The sequence below is a fragment of the Tessaracoccus terricola genome (genome assembly GCF_054776555.1).
The window spans coordinates 606406-626451 of sequence record NZ_BAAHBS010000004.1 but is presented as its reverse complement, the minus strand read 5'-3'; the positions used below and the strand labels follow the sequence as shown (position 1 = coordinate 626451).

Here is a 20046-nt window from a genome sequence, read left to right as displayed (position 1 = left end):
CCGTCAGGGGCCTCCGACAAGCTTAGCCGGGATCGTCGGCCGGGGCATGGAGGGGCGCGCGGCACCCGTCGGCCGCCTCAGTGTGGTGGTTCGCACGGTTGACCAGCAGAATCACCACGCTGAGGAGTAACGAGCGATCGCCACCCGCCGGCGCCTCCTGGGTGTGGTGATCTGGACGCTTCACCGTCGCTATCACCACAGTGGGGCGAGCACCTGTCCACAGTCTCGCCGGCCCCGTGACAGATCGGGCGCCGGCACGACCAGAGTGTGGTCATGTATGAGAAGAAGGAACCCAGCCAGCGGATCCTGCAGCGTGCTCGTTCGCAGGCCGGCGTCCTGACCAGCGGGCAACTCGACGAGCTCAAGGCCCCGACGGGCGCGCGCCGTCGCTGGATCGCGGGTTGGACCAGGATGGGCCACGGCTACTACTGCATCCACGAGCCCACCTTCGAGAGTTGGTGCTTCGCTGGGAAGCTGCGCGCGGGCCCAACCGGAGCGATCACTGGGCGTGCAGCCGGGCATCTGCACGGTTTCGTCCGGGACGAACCCGGTCTGATCACCATCTACCACCAGCGCTGCGAGCCACTGTCACCGATGGGCGACGACAACTTCAGTGTCCGCTTCCGACGGGGCAGCCGCGCAGGCCGGGGAACTCCGGCTCGCACACCTGCCGAAGTGGCCCTGTTGGACCTCGCCCGCGAGTCAGACCGCAACCAGACCATCGACGCCATCGCTCGAGCCGTCGCGGAATCGATGACCACGCCCGAACGCGTCCTGTCGCACTTGGACCAGGTGAAGAGGGTGCGTCACATGTCGCTGATGCGAGAGGTTTGTGAGCAGGCGGGGCAGGGAGTCCAGTCCGTGCTCGAGTGGTTGTTCCACAACGACGTCATCCGGCGACACGGCCTGCCCGAGGGCCAATTGCAGGTCACCCTCATCTCCGGCACTCGATCCGACGTCCACTTCGCCGATCACGGGTTCGTGGTGGAACTGGACGGACGGCTGGGACACGAGGAGGAGCCGTTCCGCGACATGGATCGGGACAACCGCCTGGCCATCCGGGGCATCCTCACACTGCGCTTCGGGTGGCACGACATCCTGACGCGACCATGCGCCGTCGCCCTCCAGATCCGGGAACTGCTCGCGCGGCGGGGCGGGCTGCAGGGCGGGCACCGGTGTGGACGGTGCAGGCAGCTCGCTGGCTGAGCCTCGGCGGTGCGGCGCTCAGTGTGGTGCTTCTGCGGGTGCGCCATCACATTCACCACGCTGAGGCCACTCGGGGAACTGCTGACCCGACCTCGGACCGCCCCGGCACCTCCACCCCGTCGAGCTCAGTGTGGTGATTCTGCGGGTTCACCAGCATGAACACCACACTGAGCCCAGCCCGGGGTTCGCCCGATGCGCATGGCGGCGGTTCTCCACAGGTGTGACCCGACCGTGGCGGATCGGGGTCCCGCGCAACCATCATGTGAGTACACAGAGGTGAGGAGCAGGGATGGACAGGATCAGGTGTTTCGGGTCGGGTGACCCGCTGTACGAGAAGTACCACGACGAGGAGTGGGGCAAGCCGGTGGCGGACTCCCCTGACGAGCGGGAGCTGTTCGAGCGGCTGGCGCTGGAGGCGTTCCAGTCCGGGCTGAGCTGGATCACGGTGCTGCGCAAGCGGGACGCGTTCCGGGAGGCGTTCAAGGACTTCGACCCGGCGGCGGTCGCCACCTTCGACGAGGCCGACGTCGAGCGACTGATGCAGGACGCGCGGATCATCCGCAACCGGCTGAAGATCAAGGCCACCGTCCACAACGCCAAGGCGCTGGTCGCGCTGCACGAGGACGGCAGGCGGCTCGTCGACGTCGTCACCGAACACGCTCCCGAACCGGGCCCACGCCCCGTCATCCACGACGAGGTGCCCTCCAGCACGCCGGAGTCGGTGGCGCTGTCCAAGGCCCTCAAGAAACTCGGGTTCAGGTTCGTCGGCCCGGTCACCCTGTACGCAACGTGGCAGGCCATCGGTGCCGTGGACGACCACCTGCAGGGCTGCTGGCTGGTTTCCACCCCCTGAGCGCAGGCTGTGACACCCTTGGCGCCGTGGTTGAACTCTCCAAGACCTACCCGATGCCCGTACACGTCCTGGTGCTGCGGTACCTGACGTCGCTGCTGCTGCGGACGGCCGCGGTCTGCGGGGCGCTGTCGCTGGTGGTGCTGGTGGTGGGGATCGCCGTCGAGGAGGGTGCGCTCGGGCTGGAGCGCGACGTGGCGCGCGGCATCGACACGTTCATGCGGAAGTTCATGGGCGTGGTGGCCCTCGGTGGCGTGTTCGGCGTCCTGGTCATCGCCGCCGTCGTCCACGACGTGTTCCGCCGGGAGCAGCGCAATGCACTCGACGCCTTGGTCGACGACGGCATCGCCACCAAGGAGGAGCTCCCGGTGGAGTGGCAACGCTCGGCGCTCGGGGCCGCCGGCGTGGGCAGCTGGATCCTGTCGGCGTTCGCCGTCGTCATCGGGCCGGTCGGGGTGATCGCAAGCTTCATGACCCTGGCGGACGGGGACACCGAGTTCGGTTTCTGGGCGTTGGGGGTGTCGGCGGTGATTGCCGTCGCCGGCGTGCTGGGCATCCGTGCCCTGCTCCGTCCCAAGCCCAGTAGCGCGGCAGCGTTGTGGGAGAACGAGAAGCCGACCCTGCACCCGCAGGAGCCGGGGCCCGGCCAGAAGGGCAAGCAGGCTGCATCCCGTGAGGGCCTGGAGCACGCTCCCCCGATCCTGCGGCGCCTGGACCGGCTGGACCGGGCGGCGTGGCGGGCCATGGGCATCGCCGGCGCGCTGCTGACGGCCTGCGCGGTGGTCATCGTCGCCCTGACGCTGCTGCGCAAGCCGTGTCGCAACTGCGACAAGCGCTTCTTCGGGCCCGGGCTGGAGGGCTTCATCGACGTCAGTCTGGTGGTGGCCGTGGTCCTGCTCCTGGCGGGACTCGTGGTCCTGGTGTCCGCCGCGGCGATGGAGGGCTGGGTCACGCTACGGCTGCGCGGGGCCGTCGTGGCGATCGCCGCGGACAGGGACTCCGAGGCGCCCCCGTGGTTCCTGCTGCGCCGCCTGCTGCTGGAGGAGTCGCCCATGCAGGCACTCACCGGCCACCTCCACACGTTGGGCATCGCCTGCCTCGCGTTCGGCGTGACCGGCTCCCTGGTGACCGACGTCTACCCCTTCACCGACTGGACCGCCGTGTACCCCGCACTGTGCACCGTCGGCGGCGTGCTGCTGCTGTTCCACCTCTCCGGCTGGTTCTTCAAGCGTGAGGAGACCCGCGCCCAGAACGAGGCACTGCTGGCGCGCTGGCCCAAGTGAGCCATGGCGGCGCATGAGACAATGGCGTACGTGTCGAACCAAACGCCCTCGCGAGCCCGCCGGACCCGCGTCCGGATGACTTCGGCGCAGCGACGGGAGCAGCTGCTGGAGATCGCCCGCGAACTGTTCGCCCAGCGCGGCTTCGAGGGGACCTCGGTCGAGGAGATCGCGGCCCGCGCGGGCGTCAGCAAGCCCGTGGTCTACGAACACTTCGGGGGCAAGGAGGGCGCCTACGCCGTCGTCGTCGACCGCGAGGTCCGCACCCTCCACGAGTCCATCCGCTCGGCCCTGACCACCCCCGGCGCAGGCGCTCGCGAGCTCCTGGAGCTGGGCGCGCTGGCCCTGCTGGACTACATCGACAGCTGCCCCGACGGGTTCCGCATCCTCAGCCGGGACTCCCAGATGGGCAACCCCACCGGCTCCTTCGCGTCCATCCTCAGCGACATCGCGGTGCAGGTGGAGGACCTGCTCGAGGTGGAGTTCGCCCGTCTGGGCCACGACCCCAAGTTCGCCGGACTCTACGCCCAGGCCCTCGTCGGGCTGGTGGCACAGACCGGCCAGCAGTGGCTGGAGAACCGGGAACCGGAACGCCTGGTGGTGGCCCGGCACCTGATCAACCTGGCCTGGAACGGCATGGCCCACCTCAAGCCGGAGCCGAGGCTCGTCACGGAGATAAAGGCCCAGCGGTCATCATCCCAGGGCGCCGCCGAGGAGCCGGCGCAGGGCTGAGGCCAGCGCACCCGACTCCTCCGGGGTCCACCCCTCCAGCAGCGAGGACTCGAGGTCCAGCAGCGCCGTGAGCGCGGAGTCCACCAGTTCACGCCCCTGCTCCGTCAGGGCGACGACGGCGCCGCGGCCGTCGCTCGGGTCGGGCTCCCGGGTGACCAGGCCGCGCTTGCGGAGCCTGTCGATGCGGTTGGTCATGGTCCCGGAGGTGACGTGGGTCTCCCGCAGCAGCTGGCCGGGCGAGAGCCGGTACGGCTCCCCGGCCTTCCGCAGCGCCGCCAGCACGTCGAACTCCCAGTTCTCCAGCCCCTGCCCCGCGAAGGAGCGCTTCCGGTGCTGGGCCAGCACCTCTGAGAGACGGTGGATGCGCGACCACACCTCCATCGGGTCGACCGCCAGGTCAGGCCGTTCGCGCCGCCAGGCGGCGACCACCTCGTCGACCTCGTCATGGCCCTTCGATGCCATGTCAGTCCACCACCTCGGCGCCGGCCACGGGCCCGCTGGCGCTGCGAACGGCCCGCACCCCGCTGAACACGCCCAGCGCCTCGGCCACGAGGGCCGCCGACTCGGGGGTGTCGGACAGGAACGCGCAGGACGGCCCGGAGCCGCTCACCACGGCCCCCAGCGCACCGGCCTGGAGGCCGATCTCCAGCGTGTTGGCCAGGGTGGGCAGCAGCGCGATGGCGGGTTCGGCCAGGTCATTGACCAGCGCCGCACCGACGGCCGCGACGTCGCCGGCGGCCAGCGCTGCGGTCAGTTCCCGGGGGATCTCCGTTGGTCGCGGCTCCGCCAGCCTGTCGAACTCCTTGAACACCGTCGGCGTGGACAGGCCGCTGTGGGACAGGGCGAGGGTCCAGTGGTAGGTGCCGGCGGTGGGCAGGGGTTCCAGCCGGTCCCCCCTGCCGGTGCCGTGGGCGGTGTTGCCGAGCAGCATGAACGGGACGTCGGCGCCGAGTTGTGAGCCGAGCTCCATCAGGTCGGCCAGCGACGCGCCCACGCCCCACAGTTCGTTGCAGGCCACCAGCACCGCAGCTGCGTCGGCGGAGCCGCCCGCCATGCCGCCGGCGACCGGGATCCGCTTGCGCACCAGCAACCGGGCCCCGGCGTCGGCGACGTCGTGGGTCCGGGCCAGCAGTCTGGCGGCGCGCATGGCCAGGTTGGTCTCGTCAGTGGGCAGGAAGGCCGCCCCCTCGCCCCGGAACGCGAGCTCGTAGTGGCCCGGCCCGGCAGCCTCCGCGGTCACCTCGTCGTAGAGCGACAACGCTTGGAACACGGTCCCCAACTCGTGGTAGCCCTCGGGGTCGGTCGCGCCGACGCGGAGGGCCAGGTTCACCTTGGCGGGCACCCGGACCCGCACGGCCGTTGTCACGGCTAGAAACCTATCGCACCCACGCGCCACGCGCTGCGAGCTCGGACGCGATCCGGGCGAACTGCTGCACGTCGAGGACCTCGCCCCTGACCTGCGGGTCGATGCCCGCGGCCTCGATGGCCTCCGAAGCGACCCCGCCCACCCGGGCGGCCAGTGCCGCGCGCAGCATCTTGCGGCGCTGCGCGAACGCGGCGTCGATGACCGCGAACACCTGTTCCGGGGTGGCGTCGGTCTCGGGCGGGTCGCGCCGCACGATCTTGACCAGCCCAGAGTCCACGTTGGGCACCGGCCAGAACACCTTCGGCGGCACGGTCCCCACCCGGGTGGCCGACGCGTACCAGGCCAGCTTGGCGCTGGGCACGCCATAGGTCTTGGAGCCGGGCGGCGCCACCAGCCGCTCTGCCACCTCCAACTGCACCATCACCAGGCCCGTGCGCCACTGCTCGAACCGCTCCAGCAGGTGCAGGATGACCGGCACCGACACGTTGTAGGGCAGGTTGGCCACCACCGCGGTGGGCGCGTCGCCGGGCAACTCCTGCACCAGCAGCGCATCGGAGGTGACCACGTGCAGGCGCGCGGCCGCGTCGTCGCCCAGCCGCTCGGCGGCGGTCTGCGGCAGCCGCTCGGCGAGGCGCTCCTCGATCTCCACGACGGTGACGGCCCGGGCCTCCTCCAGCAGCCCGAGGGTCAGGGACCCGAGCCCCGGCCCGATCTCGAGGACGACGTCGTCGGCGCCGATCCCGGACAGGGAGACGATGCGACGCACCGTGTTGGGGTCGATCACGAAGTTCTGGCCGCGCTGCTTGGTGGGGCGCAGGTCCAGGTCCGCGGCGATGCGCCGCACGGAGTTGGGGTCCAGCAGTCCGGTCTCAGGCATCGGGTCCTCCCCAGGGGCCGCCGAACGCGGCGAAGGTGTTGGTCAGCACGGTGTTGCAGAACGCCTCGAGTTCCACGTCCAGCAGGTCCGCGAGGAACCGCACCGTGTGCGGGAGCAGGTAGGGGGCGTTGTACTTGCCCCGCTGCGGCTTCGGGGTCAGGAAGGGGGCGTCGGTCTCCACCAGCACCCGGCTCAGGGGCGTGGCGCGGGCAGCCTCACGAAGGCTGTCGGCGCTGCCGAAGGTGACCACGCCCGGGTAGCTGAGCCAGAACCCGCGGGCGACGCACTCCTCCGCGAACGCGGCGTCGCCGGAGAAGCAGTGCATCACCACCCGCGACGGGGCGCCGACGTCGTCGAGGACGCGCAGGATCTCGGCGTGGGCGTCGCGGTCATGGATGACGAGGGTGAGGTCGAGCTCCTTGGCGAGGGCGATGTGCCAGCGGAAGGATTCCTCCTGCGCGGCCCTGCCCTCGGCATCCCGGGTCCGGTAGTGGTCCAGGCCGGTCTCGCCGATGGCGCGCACGCCCTTGACCGACGCCAGCTGCCGCAGCATCTCGAACTCCGCGGCCAGCGCCGCCCGGCCACCGGCGGTGGAGGTGCGGGCGGCGTCGTTGGGGTGCAGGGCGACGGCGGCCACCACCGACGGTTCCCGGGTGGCGAGCTCGACGGCGTAGCGCGACGAGGCGACGTCGCAACCCACCTGCACGATGCGGGTGACCCCCACCTCGGCGGCCAGCGCGAGCGAGTCGGAGTCGGTCAGGCCGGAGTACTCGGTGGTGGTGTCGGCGTGGGTGTGGTTGTCCACCACGGGCCGCGGCAGCGGTTCGGGCAGCGGCGGCAGGCCCAACTCATCCAGCACGCTCACTTGGTTTCCCTCCCCGGCTTCGGTGGCCGTGCCGCCAGCGCGGCCTCGTAGAGCTCCTTGCGGTTGGTGCCCGTGGCTTCGGCCACGGAGCGCACCGCCGCGGACAGTTTCTCACCTTCTACCACCCGCTCGGCCACCAGCGCCAGCGCGTCGGCGGCGGAGGTGACCCGTTCGGGCGCACCGGCCACCACCACGGTCACCTCCCCGCGCACCCCGTAGGCGGCCCAGTCCCGCAACTCGGCGAGCGTCCCGCGCACCACCTCCTCGTAGGGTTTGGTGAGCTCGCGGCACACCACGGCAGCCCGCTCCTGCCCCAACACCTCGGCGGCGCCGGCGAGGAACTCCTGCAGCCGGTGCGGCGCCTCGAAGAAGATCATGGTGCGTTCCTCGGTGACGAGGGACTCCAGCCGGGTGCGGCGCTGCCCGTCCTTGCGGGGCAGGAAACCCTCGAAGCAGAACCGGTCAGTCGGCAGCCCGGAGACGGCAAGCGCGGTCAGCGCCGCGGACGGCCCCGGCACCGCCGTCACGCGCAGCCCCTTCTCGATGCAGGCGGTCACCGCCCGGAACCCCGGATCACTCACCGACGGCATGCCCGCGTCGGTGACCAGCGCCACCCGCTGCCCGGCCTCGACGGCCGCCACCAGTTCCTCGGTGCGCGTGGCCTCGTTGCCCTCGAAGTAGGACACCACCCGCCCCGGCGCCTCCACCCCGATCCGGCGCAGCAGAGTGACGAACCGACGGGTGTCCTCGGCGGCGATCAGGTCCGCCGAGGCGAGCAGTTCGCGCAGGCTCTGGCTGGCGTCGCGGTGCGAGCCGATGGGCGTCGCGGCCAGTACTAGGGCACCGGGGGCTGTGTCGGTCATGCGATCAGCCTAGATGCGGACGACGACCGCTTCGGCCGACTCCCCCCTAGAATGCTCATCGTGCTGACAACGGTGGAGGCGCTCGAGGACGGGCGATTGAAGGATCGACGGGTGGCGTGGCTCGTCACCCTGGGGATCACAGCCCTCGCCTTCGGGCTCCGACTCGTCGGCCTCGGTTTCCCGCGCACCATCATGTTCGACGAGACCTACTACGCCAAGGACGCCCTGGCCATCCAGCACGGCGGGTACGAACGCGACTGGGCAGAACCCAATGACGTGACCAACCAGCAGTTCGCCGACGGCGACTTCAGCGGGATTCTCGACGACCCGTCGTTCGTGGTGCACCCGCCGCTGGGCAAGCTGCTCATCGGCTGGTTCGCCGAACCGCTGCACTGGGGGGCGTTCGGCTGGCGCTTCGGCGCCGCCGTCTTCGGCGCCCTGATGGTGCTGCTGGTGATCCGGATGGCGCGCCGCCTGTCCCGCTCCACGCTGGTGGGCGCCATCGCAGGCATCCTGGTCACCTTCGACGGCCTCGCGTTCGTGATGAGCCGCATCGCCCTCCTGGACATCTTCCAGGCCACACTGGCCGTCGCCGGCGTCGCCGCCCTGCTGGCGGACCGGGACTGGTTCAGACACAGACTCGCCCGCTGGCTGCGCAAACGTGACCTGCCGGACCTGGGCGGGAAGTTCGGCCCCATAATGTTGTGGCGACCCTGGCGGATCGTGGCCGGCATCATGTTCGGCGCCTCCTGCGCCGTGAAGTGGAACACCATCTACATGATCGCGGTGTTCGGCATCGTCACGGTGGTGTGGGACCTGGGCGCACGTCGGCTCGCCGGCGGTGGCGGGTCCCGGAAGTACTTCTGGTCCATCCTCGCCGACGCACCGGCGGCGTTCGTGCACCTCGTCGTCGTGGCGGTGCCCGTCTACCTGGCGTCCTGGTACCGCTGGCTGGGAACGACGGGGGGCTACTACCGCGACTGGGGCGCCAACAACCCCGACGACCCGGTGGTGCAGCGCTTCGGCACCGCGCTCGGCTCGCTGTGGCAGTACCACGTGGCCGCCTACAACTTCCACACCGGCGACGGGATGAAGGAGGCCACCCACACCTACGAGGGCCACCCCGCCGGTTGGTTGGTGATGGCCCGCCCCATCGGCATCTATGCCGAGAACGGGATCGAGCCCGGCGAGCAGGGCTGCGAGGCCGTGGGCACCACCTGCCTGCGCGTCATCTCCGCCATGGGCACCCCGCTGCTGTGGTGGATGGCCGCCCTCGCCCTGGTGGCTGCGCTGTGGTTCTGGCTCGGCCGCCGCGACTGGCGCTTCGCCGTGCCCGTGCTGGCCATCGCATCGGTGTGGCTGCCCTGGTTCCAGTACGCCGAGCGTCCCCTGTTCTTCTTCTACGCCATCATGATCATCCCGTTCTACGCCACGGGCCTGGCGATGGTGATGGGCAAGTTCCTGGGCCCGGCGAGGGGCCCGCACCGCAGGATGCGCGCCATGTACGTCGGCGTCGCCCTCGGACTCGTCGTGGCCAACTTCGCCTTCATCTACCCGGTCCTGACGGCGGACCTGATGACCAGGCCGGCGTGGCTGGCCCGGATGTGGTTCGGCACCTGGATCTGATCAACCGGACCGCTCAGTCGGGTCAAGCCCGTTGACAGCCCGGACATCGGACGACTTCGATGGGGTGGTCGGCCAGTGTTGGCCGGCGTGTCGACGACGATGGGTGATCTCCTGTGCAAATCCGAACCGTACTGCTCTCGGGACTTGTGGCAGCGCTGACAATGGCCGGGACGGTGGTACCGACCCTGGCCCCGCCCGCGGCGGCGGATCCGACCACGCAGCAGGATCCGCTGGTCCTGACCTACGGTGCCCCCGCGCCGCTGAACCGCTGGCAGGAGGAGTCGCTGCCGATCGGCAACGGCGCGCTGGGAGCATCGATCTTCGGCCAGGTGGCCGACGACGAGCTGTTCCTGAACGAGAAGACCCTGTGGACCGGTGGCCCCGGCGTCGAGGGCTACCGCTACGGCAACTACCCCGAGGACCAGGTGGAGCAGCGCCACGCCAACCTCCAGCAGGTGCGCGAGCAGATCAATGCCGAGGGCACCATGTCCGCCGGGGAGGTGGCCGGCCTGCTGGGCCAGCCGAAGCTGGGCTACGGCTCCTACCAGTCCTTCGGCCGCCTGCAGTTCGCCCACGAGCACGACTCCACCGAGATCTCCGACTACGAGCGCTCCCTGGACCTGGACGACTCCGTGGCCAAGGTGACCTACACCGCCGGTGACGTCACCTACACCCGCGAATTCTTCGCCTCCCACCCGGACAACGTCATCGTGATGCGCGTCACGGCCGACCAGCCCGGCAGCGTGAGCTTCACCACCACCTACGATCGCAAGTTGCAGGGCGGACTCTCCGCCCAGCAGCAGGCCCTCTCGGGCGGCACCGTCACCGTCGAGGGCAACCGCATCACGCTCGAGGGCAGCGCACCGGACAACGGCCTGCGCTACAACGCCCAGGCCGATGTCGAGGCCACCGGCGGCACCACCAGCGTGGACGGCAGCAACATCGTCGTCACCGACGCCGACGAGGTGACCGTGATCTGGTCCGGCGGCACCGACTATGCGCTGTCCTACCCCGACTACCGTTCGGGCGAGGACCCGGCAACCGAGGTGACCGCCACCGTCGACGCCGCCGTCTACGCGGGCTTCGACTCCCTGCTCGAGACGCACCAGAGCGACTACAAGGAACTGTTCGACCGCGTCCAGCTGGACCTCGACGGTGCCCCGATCGACGTGCACACCGACGCCGCCCGGGCCGCCTACAACGGCAGCAGCGCCCGTGACCGCAGCCTGGAGACCCTCTACTACCAGTACGGCCGCTACCTGCTGATCAGCTCCTCGCGGGAGGGCTCGCTGCCCGCCAACCTGCAGGGGGTGTGGAACGAGCGCAACAACCCGCCGTGGTCTGCCGACTACCACGTCAACATCAACCTGCAGATGAACTACTGGCCCGCGCTCTCGTCCAACCTGGCCGAGACCACCGGCCCCTACCTGGACTACGTCGCCAACCTCGCCGACGCCGGCCGCGACTCCGCCGAGAACGTGTTCGGGATGGAGGACGGCTGGATGGTGATGAACGAGACCACGCCGTACGGGTTCACGGGCCTGTTCGACTGGTCCACCGCCTTCTGGTTCCCGGAGGCCAACGCTTGGCTGGCACAGGCCTACTGGTGGAGTTACCTCTACGACCGCGACGTCGAGTTCCTGCGCGACGAGGCCTGGCCCGTGCTGAAGGGCGCCGCCGACTTCTGGGCCAACTACCTCGTCGAGGACCCCCGCGACGGCAGCCTGGTGGCCAACCCGTCCTACTCCCCCGAGCACGGCCCCTTCACCGCCGGTGCGGCCATGAGCCAGCAGGTGGCCACCGAGATGCTGGGCACCGCACTCGAGGCCGCCGAGGTGCTGGGCCTGGAGGCCGAGGTCACCGAGATCGCAGAGGTGCTCGCCACCACCGACGACGGGCTGCACGTCGGCGACGACGGCCTGCTCAAGGAGTGGAAGACCGACGGCGTGACCGGCGAGCAGGGGCACCGCCACGTCTCGCACCTCTACGCGCTGTTCCCCGGCCGCGCCATCTCACCATCCGGGACCCCGGAACTGGCGGCCGCCGCCGAGGCCAGCCTCGAGGACCGCGGCGACGGCGGCACCGGCTGGTCCATGGCGTGGAAGGTCAACTTCTGGGCCCACCTGCTGGACGGCGACCACTCCCACCTGATGCTGCGCAACCTGATCCGCAACTCCACCTACCCAAACCTGTGGGACGCGCACCCTCCGTTCCAGATCGACGGCAACTTCGGCGGCACCTCGGGCGTCAACGAGATGCTGGTCCAGAACGACGGGGACACGGTAGTGGTGCTGCCCGCCCTGCCCTCGGCGTGGGCGGCAGAGGGGTCCTTCGACGGCATCAAGGCGTGGAACGACGTCACCGTCGGCGCCACCTGGGCCTCCGGCAACGCCACCGAGATCCGGCTGGCCACGGGCAACGCCGGCGAGGTCGACGTCGCCACCGCCATGTCCGCGGCCGGGGCCACCGTGACCGACGCGTCGGGCGCGAGCGTGCCCGCCACGGTGACCGACGGCGTGGTCACCTTCACCGCTGAGGCCGGCGGCAGCTACACCCTCCGGCCGCAGCTCTCCCTGGCCTGGGTGGAGGCCCCGGCGTCGATGGAATACGCCTCCGACGCGGGGTTCAGCATCGCCGTCGCGGGCGCACCCGCCGGCAGCAAGTTGGAGGTGGCCGTCCCCGAGGGCTGGCAGGTCTCCCCCAGCACGCAGTGGGTGGCCGAGGGCGACAGCGTCCTGGACTTCACCGTGCGGGCACCCAACACCGGGACCGGCGGAACCGTCGAGGCCGCCCTGGTCCACGACGGCCGACGACTGGCCGCCACCGCGGCCGTGAACCTCGTCGACCCGTCCGCCATCCCCGCCTCCGAGCTGTCCGTGGCGGCCTGGAACACCCAGGAACGCACCGGCGAGGGCCCGCCCAACGGCCTGGTCTCGGCTGCGGTGGACGGCAACCCCGGCACCTTCTGGCACTCGCAGTGGTCCGGGGCCGTCACCGAGTTCCCGCACTACGTCGTCATCGATCTCGGGCAGGAGCGGGAGTTCGGGCAGTTCACCTACGTGCCCCGCCAACTCGACGCGAACCCCCGCAACGGGCAGGTCTCCGACTACGAGATCGCCGTCGCCACCGCGGGCACCTTCGTGCCGCCCACCGCTGCACAACTCTCCGGAGACCTGGCCTACCCCGAGCCCGTCGACGCGCAGTGGACCACCGTCGCGCAGGGCCAGTGGCAGCTGGACACCTCCGCGGCCAGCACCGTCGTCCTCGACGAGCCCGTCAACGCGCGCTACGTGAAGCTGGTCTCCACCGACGGCTACAGCGACTCCGGCGGCGACTTCACCAACGCCGCGGAGCTCCAGCCCGCCGGTGCACCGGTGCCGGCTCCCGGGGAACTGCCCGACGTGCCGCTGCCGCACCCGAGCCCCGACCCCAGCGAGGAGCCCACCGCCGAGCCGTCCGAACCGACGTCCGGGCCGAGCGACGGGCCGTCCCCGGCCCCGACGGGTGAACCCACGGCAGGGCCCACCAGCACCCCCACCACGGCACCCACCACGAAGCCGGTCGACGTCTACTCCACCCCCGGCTACCACGAGCACAACGGGCGCAAGTGGTTCACCGAGTGCGAGCCGTACTCGCAGACCTTCAGGTGCCGGACCGACATCTGGTCCACCCAAGTGCACCAGAGCGGCGGCAACTACGTCCGGGAGACGGGCTGGCACTTCAACAACCTGTCCTACCTGCCCCTGCTGCCGCGCGCGGCCTGGGCGGAGAACCCGCTCGGGTTCTCCGGCACCTTCACCTCGGACGACCGCCGCTGGCGCACCGAGTGCGACACGGCCACCACCGGCCGCGGCGGCTGCCGCAGCTACATCTGGACCCAGGTGGTGGACCAGAGCAGCACGCCGTCGGGCTGGCAGTTCCAGCAGCGCTGGGACTGGGTGTTCAACAACAAGGTCACGTTCAGGAGGTGAGCCCGGCGGGGCCCGGTCCCCGGCTCGTTACCATTGGGGGCAGCGCGTCCCGCGCAGTTTTCCGACCCAGGGAGTTCCCGCATGCAGTTCCGCAACCTCGCCCGCACCGCAGCAGTCTGGGTCGCAGCCCTGCTGGCGCTGACCGGCTGCACGGGCGAGGAGGGCCCCACCCAGGACCCGACCGAGCCGGACACGACTGCCGCGACGACCCCCGCCGAGACCACGGAGCCCACCACCGACGAGACCAGCGCGGCACCGGAGACCGACGAACCGTTCGACCCGCTGACGGGCGAGCCGGCTCCGCCGCTGCCGGGTGCCTTCGGCGACTGGACCGCCGACGGCGAGGGCAGCCAGGTGGAGGTGGCCTACTACGAGCAGGCCGGCACCGGGGCCCAGCTCACCGCCACCGTGTGGGTCTACAGCACCAAGGAAGAAGTGCAGGAGAGCATTCCGAACTCGGTCAACATCGGGCAGTGGCTGTGCGGGGCCGACCCCGAACACGACGGCTGGTTCTCGTGCACCGCGAACGCCTGGGACGGCACCGTGCAGCTCCTGACCGACGACCTCGACGCCGAGGGCCTGGCCGCTGCCGGCGACGAACTGCTGGCCGCCTGGCAGTGACCGTCCGGGCCGGTCAGCCCCGATGGGCCCCCGACGTGCAGACGCCGGGGGTGTTGGAGTCCGGGACGTCGAAGTTGGTGTCGTTGTACGGGTTCCCGGACACGGCCGAGCTCGTGTTGGCGGGTTCGGTGCCGGCGGCGTCGATGCCGGTGGGCCACTGGCCCGCTTCCAGCAGTTGGGCCATGGTGATGGCCTCCCCCAGCTGGTCGCGCAGCTCGGCAAGTGCCTCCTGCACGTTCTCCAGCCTGGCGATCCTGCGCAGGACGTCCGGCAGCTGCACCAAGTAGTCGCCCCAGCGGGCGGTGCGGAGATAGAAGTAGCCGTTGCCGCCGGGCAGGTCCATGTCGGCCAGGCCGTGAAGTTCCTTGATGGCGTTGTGGGCGATGGCGAACAGCGCCAGGTTCAGCACCGCTCCCTTGGCCGCGCCGTTGCCCGCGGAGACCATCACCCCGTGCAGTTCATCGACGGCGGCGTGCTGGACCTCGGCCGCACGGGCGTAGTCGTCAGCGGCAGTGCCCTCCCAGCCCTCGATGGTCATGATCGGCTCGATGTCGCCGCGGATGGTGGCCACGTCATTGGCCCGCTCCCGCCACTGCTTGGCGTCATTGCGCAGCTGGCTCGGAACGTCCCTGTGGATGCCGAACCTCCCGGTCAGGACGGCCCGGCTCTGCGTGAGCGCGTCGCGGGCCCGCGAGACCAGGGTGTTGACCTGGTTCTCGAAGTCCTGCTTCTGCTGCTGGTACTCGCTGTTGGTCAGCCAGTCCCAGAACTCGGCGCCCCACCACCGGTCGGCCTCGCCCCGGTCCTTCGTGATGGCGGCCTCCAGCGCCGTCCCGACCGCATCCAGTGCGGCCTCGGCCTCCTCGTAGTGCGCTGACTTCTTCATCATCGTCGCTCCTTCGGGGTCATGATCGCGTACATCACCTGACGCATGTACTCGTACTCGCGGGCCATCACGGGCGTCAGGTCATCGTCGTCGTTCGGTGGCCGGTACCGGGCGTAGGCGTCCTTCGCCGCGCGCAGCACCGCGTTGCCGATCTGTCCGGCCTGGGCGGTGTCCAGCCAGGTCTCGTCGAAGTCCACGGCAGTGGCGTTGCCGCGCGCGTCGAGGCGCACCGTGACCCCCTTCACGCGCCCGACGGTCTCCCCCGCGGGCGCCGCCCCCCTCGCCGCCCGTTCCCGCTTCGCGGCGGCGAAGCGTTCCCCCAGTTCGGCGTGGAGTTCCGCCATCCGGGCGAGCGAGCCCTCGCTCAGTTCGGGCAGGGAGCGCTTGAACTCCTGGGTCAGTTCGAGCTCCGGTGGCTGCGTCGCCGTCCCGGGCGCGGCCACCCCGACGTGCGCCATCTGCAGCACCACGGTCAGGACCCTGCCCAGGGTGGCGCCCCTGCGTCGCTCCAGCTTCGTGTACCAGGTGGGCGAGACCCTCACCTTCACCAGGCGCGAGTCCTCCACCCACACCCTGACGATGCCCTCCGCGTCGGAGATGCCGCCGTCGTCCTCGGTCTCGTCCTCGACGAAGGCCTCACCGTCGTCGTGGAGGACGGGGGCCAGCAGGTCCTCCTCGGCCTCGTCGTCTTCCCGGTCCACGAAGTCGGGGGCGGGGGCGACGGCGTCGTCCGCGTCGTCCGTTCCCCAGATGTCCATGCTTCCACTCACGCCGACGATTGTCCCACGCACCCGGTTCGCACCGGCTCAGCGGCCGATCAGCCGCTGCCGCAGCCCCCGCGCGGAGGCACGCAGGCGCGAGGAGAACGGCAGGGCGTTGTTGTGGTGCGAGCTCTCCAACCCCAGCAGCAGCGCGGCCAGGTAGGTGCCGCTGGCGGTGCCGTTCATCAGTTCGCCGCGGCCGTTGCCGCGGGCGTAGAACCCGCCGGGGATGGGTGAGGCCCCGACGGCGGGCCGGCCGTGGTCGCTCGGGTCGATCGCCAGCCTGCCGCTGCGCAGGTCCGTGCCGCCGAGCCGGCCGGTGACCCAGCGCTCGAGCTCGGCCACGGCGTCGGCGACACCGACCGACGGGCACTTGGGGCCGTAGGCCACGGCCTCGTCGCCGTCGGGGCGCACCAACCACACCGGGGGGCCGGCGGTGAGGGTGACCACGTCCGGGACGTCGTCGACGCGGAACCGCACCCTCGGCACGTACTGGGCGGCGCCGTTGCCGGCCATCCGGCCCCACGGGCTGACGCCGAGCGTGTCGATCACGGCCACGGCGAGCATCGAGTGCACCTCCCGCGCCCACGCCAGGTTGGGTCGGGCGGCGACGGCGGTCACGCCGTCGCGGCGCACGAGGTGGGTGACGGTCATGTCGTGGCGCAGGTCCGCGCCGGCGTGCGCCGCCTGCTCCGCCAGGGCGGCACCGTAGGCGGCCGGGTCCACGAGGAGCGCCTCGGAGACGATCCCGGCCCCGGCGCGTCGTGTCTCGTCGCGCCCCAGCAGCCGCGCCTCGGCGCCGGCCGATGTCAGCAGGTCCAGGGTGGGCAGCAGTTCCCGGTCCAGCGCCACGCCGAGGGAGTGGTCGTGCAGCGGCACCACCCGGTGGGCGACGTCGCCGGTGGCGAGCACCCTGCGGACCTCCTCCATGCCGGCCAGGTTGCGTCGCACGTGTTCACGGGCGGCCTCGTCGCCATAGGCGGCAGACATGGTGGTGACGGTGCTGCTGTGGGCGCAGGCCGCCACCCCGTGACCGATGGCGGCAGAGACCCCCTCCGGGTTCGGGTCCAGCACCACGACGTCGAAGCCGTCAGCGGCCAGCCGCCGGGCAGCCGTCAGGCCCGCGACACTCGCCCCGATCACAACCACGTCGTGCACCATGCATCCAGCCTAGTGTCACGTTGCGGAAGTTCCGTGGAGGAAGTTCCGAAACAGGGCACTGGACCCGCTAGCATTCCGCCGGACGGAAGGGGCCGGGAGATGCTCGGATGGAAGCTGCACAACAAGGGTGAACTGCTCCCGGGAGCGGTGGTGATGCCCGACGAGCGGCTCGGCTGGGGCCGCACCATCGGGCTCGGCGCACAGCACGTGGTGGCGATGTTCGGCGCCACGTTCGTGTTCCCGCTCCTGATGGGCCTCAACCCACAGTTGGCCGTCATGATGAGCGGCATCGCGACACTGGTGTTCCTGTTCGCCGTCAACAACCGGGTCCCCAGCTACCTGGGCTCCAGCGCCTCCTTCGTGGGCGTCGCCACCGCCGTCTATGGCATCGGCGGGAACCCGGCGGACCTGACCGGTGCGCTGTTCGTGGTCGGACTGACGCTGTTCATGGTGGGCCTGATCATCCACTTCGCCGGTGCGCGCGTGATCCACCGCGCCCTGCCGCCGGTGGTCACCGGTGCCGTGGTGATGCTGATCGGCTTCAACCTCGCACCCGTCGTCGCCGGCGTCTACTGGCCGCAGGACCCGTGGCTCGCGTTCATCGTGATGCTCGTGGTGATCGGCCTCAGCGTCGGGCTGCGCGGCTTCCTGGGACGGATCGCGATCTTCCTCTCCCTGGTCATCGGCTACCTGCTGGGCTGGGTCTTCGACCTGCTGTTCGGGCCGCGCACCACCGTCGCCGAGGACGGCACCGTGACCGAGGCCCTGCGGGTGGACTGGAGCGGCGTCGCCACCGCCGACTGGTTCGGCCTGCCGCCGATGACCGACCTCGCCAACTGGACCCTGGGCGCCACCGACAACGTCGTGGGCTTCCACCTGCCCAGCTTCAACGTGGCCGCCATCATCATCGCGCTGCCCGTGGTGATCGCCCTGATCGCCGAGAACACCGGCCACGTGAAGGCCGTCGCCGAGATGACCGGTGAGGACCTGGACCCCGTGATGGGCCGGGCCATCGCCGCCGACGGCGCGGGCTCGATGATCGCCACTGTCGTGGGCGCGGGCCCCACCACCACCTACGCGGAGAACATCGGCGTCATGGCCGCCACCCGCGTCTACTCGACGGCCGCCTACGTGGTGGCCGCCGTCGTCGCGATCGGCTTCGGGTTCTCCCCCAAGTTCGGGGCCGTCATCTCCGCCACCCCGGGCGCGGTGCTGGGCGGCATCACCGTCGTCCTCTACGGCATGATCGGCCTGCTGGGCGCGAAGATCTGGAAGGAGAACAAGGTGGACTTCGGGAACCCCGTCAACCTCGTTCCCGCCGCCGCCGGCATCATCATCGGCGTGGGCGACGTGCAGCTGCCCATCGGGGAGAACTTCAGCCTCGGCGGCATCGCGCTGGGCACCATCGTCACCGTGGTGCTCTACCACGTGGCCCGGGCGATCGCCCCGCGCGAGCTGCGGGAGTCCGCCGACGGCGCCAGCATGTTCTACGACGCCCCCGGGATCTACACCTCCGACGAGGACACCGGGGAGCAGCCACGTCGCTGATCCCTTGCCGGACCGGATAGCTTGGTGGCATGGATGAACTCGCTGCCTCGTTCCGGGAGGCGATGAGCCGCGTGTCGGCGCCCGTCACCATCGTCACAACGATGCAGGACGGGGTCCCCCACGGCACCACCGTCTCCGCGTTCGCCTCGCTCTCCGTGCACCCGCCGATGGTCCTGCTGGCGCTGGACAACCGTGGTTCCCTGGTGGGGCGGATCCGCGAGACCGGGCGGCTGCTGGTCAACGTCCTGGCCGAGGACCAGGCCCCCACCGCCATCCGGTTCGCCACCCCGGGCCTGCCCGACCGGTTCGAGGGTGTGGCCTGGAGCGAGGACCACGGCCTGCCGCGGCTCGACGGCGCGGCGGCGTGGCTGCGCTGCGAGCACGTGGTGCTGGAACCGGGCGGGGACCACACCGTGCTGCTGGCCACCGCCACCACCGCCGAGTCCTCGGACCGCGGCGGCCTGACCTACTACCGGCGCCAGTTCGGCTCGGCCGACCGCGCCGTCGAACTGGACTGAACCGTTCAACTCTGGATTCTTGGACCTTCTACGGGCCAACAATCCAGGGTTGAAACGTACCAAGCCCCTGAAACGATTCGACAAGTGGTTCTGGCCCAGTTAACGGGCACTGAACCACTTGTTGAGTTCCGCCGTCAGGCGGAACGGCGGGGCTTGCAGTCGGCCTGCTCGTCCTTGCGCAGGTGCAGCTCGATGCGTGGACGCACGGAGACGTCGGTGATCTGCGCGTCGGCGGGGGCGTCGATGACGTAGCGCACGGCCTGCGAAATCGATTCCGGCTTCAGGTAGTGGTCCTCGTCGTAGCCCTCGCCGGCCTGGGCCTGCATCGCCCGCATCATGCCGCTGTTGGTGGGGCCGGGCGCGATGGTGCTGACCCGCACACCGGTGTTGGCCTCGTCGATGCGCAGCGTGTTGGCCAGGCCCAGCAGGGCGTGCTTGGAGGCGGTGTAGACGGCGTGCCCGGGCGCGGGGACGCGGCTGGCACCCGAGCCGATGAAGATGACGGTTCCCCCGGACTCGCGCAGCCGCGGCAGCGCCAGCCGGGTGAGCTCGGCCGGGGCGATGACGTTGGCCTCGAAGTGTTCGCGCCAGTCGTCGGCGGTGGCGGTCTCGACGGTGAACCGCACGGAGACGGCGGCCACGTGGACCAGTGCGTCGATCCGCCCCAGGGGTTCGACGACGGCGGCCAGCCCGGCATGGTCGCTGAGGTCCAGCGCATGGCCGGTGACCCCGGGCATGGCGTCGAGTTCGGCCAGCACCTCCGGGTTGCGGCCGAGCGCCACGACGTCGTGGGTGGCGACCAGGTCTGTCACTGTGCAGCGTCCCATGGCGCCCGTGGCGCCGGTCACCACTGCGAGGGGTCGGTCAGTCATCGGGTTCCTCCGTCTTCCGGGCTCGAGGCCAACCTACTGCGAC

General features: G+C 70.6%; 18 protein-coding genes. 9 read left to right on the top strand and 9 right to left on the bottom strand.

Annotation, left to right across the window (positions count from 1 at the left end; all coding sequences use genetic code 11):
* The first annotated feature begins 273 nt into the window (after window positions 1–273).
* From ACYU7G_RS08565 to ACYU7G_RS08550, 4 genes are all read left to right on the top strand, one after another.
* Window positions 274–1206, top strand: coding sequence for a DUF559 domain-containing protein (locus ACYU7G_RS08565; RefSeq protein ID WP_461106763.1), 933 nt, complete (start codon window positions 274–276; stop codon window positions 1204–1206).
* A 289-nt stretch (window positions 1207–1495) separates the two neighbouring features.
* Window positions 1496–2059: a DNA-3-methyladenine glycosylase I gene (locus ACYU7G_RS08560; RefSeq protein WP_461106761.1), complete on the top strand. Its 564-nt coding sequence runs from the start codon at window positions 1496–1498 to the stop codon at window positions 2057–2059.
* Window positions 2060–2085: 26 nt separating this feature from the next.
* Window positions 2086–3339, top strand: coding sequence for a hypothetical protein (locus tag ACYU7G_RS08555; RefSeq protein ID WP_461106759.1), 1254 nt, complete (start codon window positions 2086–2088; stop codon window positions 3337–3339).
* A gap of 75 nt (window positions 3340–3414) precedes the next feature.
* Window positions 3415–4068 (top strand): TetR/AcrR family transcriptional regulator, encoded by a 654-nt coding sequence (locus ACYU7G_RS08550; RefSeq protein ID WP_461107279.1) that lies wholly within the window; start codon window positions 3415–3417, stop codon window positions 4066–4068.
* Here the strand turns inward: ACYU7G_RS08550 and ACYU7G_RS08545 are convergent.
* Genes ACYU7G_RS08545 through rsmI form a run of 5 tightly spaced genes read right to left on the bottom strand, consistent with a single transcriptional unit; the run spans window position 4030 to window position 8039 of the window.
* Window positions 4030–4530: a MarR family winged helix-turn-helix transcriptional regulator gene (locus tag ACYU7G_RS08545; RefSeq protein ID WP_461106757.1), complete on the bottom strand. Its 501-nt coding sequence runs from the start codon at window positions 4528–4530 to the stop codon at window positions 4030–4032. The two genes, ACYU7G_RS08550 and ACYU7G_RS08545, sit on opposite strands and share 39 nt — an antisense overlap.
* A gap of 1 nt (window position 4531) precedes the next feature.
* A complete protein-coding gene (locus ACYU7G_RS08540) occupies window positions 4532–5434 on the bottom strand; it encodes a 4-(cytidine 5'-diphospho)-2-C-methyl-D-erythritol kinase (RefSeq protein ID WP_461106755.1) in 903 nt (300 codons plus the stop codon).
* Window positions 5435–5444: 10 nt separating this feature from the next.
* Window positions 5445–6311: a 16S rRNA (adenine(1518)-N(6)/adenine(1519)-N(6))-dimethyltransferase RsmA gene (gene rsmA / locus ACYU7G_RS08535; RefSeq protein ID WP_461106753.1), complete on the bottom strand. Its 867-nt coding sequence runs from the start codon at window positions 6309–6311 to the stop codon at window positions 5445–5447.
* A complete protein-coding gene (locus ACYU7G_RS08530) occupies window positions 6304–7176 on the bottom strand; it encodes a TatD family hydrolase (RefSeq protein ID WP_461106751.1) in 873 nt (290 codons plus the stop codon). Before ACYU7G_RS08530 ends, rsmA begins: the two co-directional genes overlap by 8 nt.
* Window positions 7173–8039, bottom strand: coding sequence for a 16S rRNA (cytidine(1402)-2'-O)-methyltransferase (rsmI, locus tag ACYU7G_RS08525; RefSeq protein WP_461106749.1), 867 nt, complete (start codon window positions 8037–8039; stop codon window positions 7173–7175). Before rsmI ends, ACYU7G_RS08530 begins: the two co-directional genes overlap by 4 nt.
* Window positions 8040–8102: 63 nt before the next feature.
* Here rsmI and ACYU7G_RS08520 point away from each other — a divergent pair, with 63 nt between their 5' ends.
* The 3 genes from ACYU7G_RS08520 (at window position 8103) to ACYU7G_RS08510 (ending at window position 14257) form a co-directional block, all read left to right on the top strand.
* Window positions 8103–9665, top strand: coding sequence for a dolichyl-phosphate-mannose--protein mannosyltransferase (locus ACYU7G_RS08520; protein WP_461107277.1), 1563 nt, complete (start codon window positions 8103–8105; stop codon window positions 9663–9665).
* Window positions 9666–9838: 173 nt separating this feature from the next.
* On the top strand, window positions 9839–13636 hold the full coding sequence (locus ACYU7G_RS08515; RefSeq protein ID WP_461106747.1) for a glycosyl hydrolase family 95 catalytic domain-containing protein: 3798 nt from the start codon (window positions 9839–9841) through the stop codon (window positions 13634–13636).
* A gap of 81 nt (window positions 13637–13717) precedes the next feature.
* The gene (locus ACYU7G_RS08510) at window positions 13718–14257 is read left to right on the top strand and encodes a hypothetical protein (protein WP_461106745.1); all 540 of its coding nucleotides are present in this window, start codon (window positions 13718–13720) and stop codon (window positions 14255–14257) included.
* A 13-nt stretch (window positions 14258–14270) separates the two neighbouring features.
* On the opposite strand, the gene ACYU7G_RS08505 is transcribed toward ACYU7G_RS08510, so the two are convergent.
* The 3 genes from ACYU7G_RS08505 to ACYU7G_RS08495 are packed head-to-tail and all read right to left on the bottom strand — an operon-like array spanning window position 14271 to window position 17065.
* Window positions 14271–15146: a hypothetical protein gene (locus ACYU7G_RS08505; protein WP_461106743.1), complete on the bottom strand. Its 876-nt coding sequence runs from the start codon at window positions 15144–15146 to the stop codon at window positions 14271–14273.
* Window positions 15143–15913 (bottom strand): hypothetical protein, encoded by a 771-nt coding sequence (locus ACYU7G_RS08500; protein ID WP_461106741.1) that lies wholly within the window; start codon window positions 15911–15913, stop codon window positions 15143–15145. Before ACYU7G_RS08500 ends, ACYU7G_RS08505 begins: the two co-directional genes overlap by 4 nt.
* 36 nt (window positions 15914–15949) lie before the next feature.
* Window positions 15950–17065 (bottom strand): FAD-dependent oxidoreductase, encoded by a 1116-nt coding sequence (locus ACYU7G_RS08495; RefSeq protein ID WP_461106739.1) that lies wholly within the window; start codon window positions 17063–17065, stop codon window positions 15950–15952.
* Window positions 17066–17164: 99 nt separating this feature from the next.
* On the opposite strand from ACYU7G_RS08495, the gene ACYU7G_RS08490 reads away from it, so the two are divergent.
* Both ACYU7G_RS08490 and ACYU7G_RS08485 read left to right on the top strand, forming a co-directional pair.
* Entirely contained in the window at window positions 17165–18613 is a 1449-nt protein-coding gene (locus ACYU7G_RS08490) for a uracil-xanthine permease family protein (protein ID WP_461106737.1), read from the top strand.
* Window positions 18614–18642: 29 nt separating this feature from the next.
* Window positions 18643–19131 carry a flavin reductase family protein gene (locus tag ACYU7G_RS08485; protein WP_461106735.1) on the top strand — a complete coding sequence of 163 codons (489 nt, stop codon included), beginning with the start codon at window positions 18643–18645 and terminating at the stop codon, window positions 19129–19131.
* 134 nt (window positions 19132–19265) lie between these two features.
* Here the strand turns inward: ACYU7G_RS08485 and ACYU7G_RS08480 are convergent, their stop codons facing one another.
* On the bottom strand, window positions 19266–20003 hold the full coding sequence (locus ACYU7G_RS08480) for an SDR family oxidoreductase (protein ID WP_461106733.1): 738 nt from the start codon (window positions 20001–20003) through the stop codon (window positions 19266–19268).
* Window positions 20004–20046 lie beyond the last annotated feature (43 nt).